Below are 231 nucleotides of genomic sequence, written 5' to 3'. Positions count from 1 at the left end.
GCAGCCTGGTATTGGGTTTTGGATGATCATGTACAGGATAGGCGGGAGGCGAAGAAAAGAGTACGCCAGTATTCTTGGAGCCGACGTTGGGATACCGCCCCTGATGATTTGAAGCCCTAACATAGAGGAAACTCATAGACAGTGCCAGGCGGGCAGTTTGACTGGGGCGGTCGCCTCCCAAAGAGTAACGGAGGCGCCCAAAGGTGCGTTCAGTCTGGATGGAAACCAGAT

The 231-nt window shown here is 54.1% G+C and carries 1 rRNA gene; it reads left to right on the top strand.

Going from position 1 to position 231, the window contains the following annotated elements:
• Window positions 1-231, top strand: a 23S ribosomal RNA gene (locus Afil_RS11010); the annotation flags it as partial.

The sequence above is a fragment of the Allobaculum fili genome, assembly GCF_020969955.1.
Classification (GTDB): domain Bacteria; phylum Bacillota_I; class Bacilli_A; order Erysipelotrichales; family Erysipelotrichaceae; genus Allobaculum; species Allobaculum fili.
Note: the sequence above shows the minus strand (reverse complement) of the source record. Positions and strands in the feature narration are given on the sequence as shown.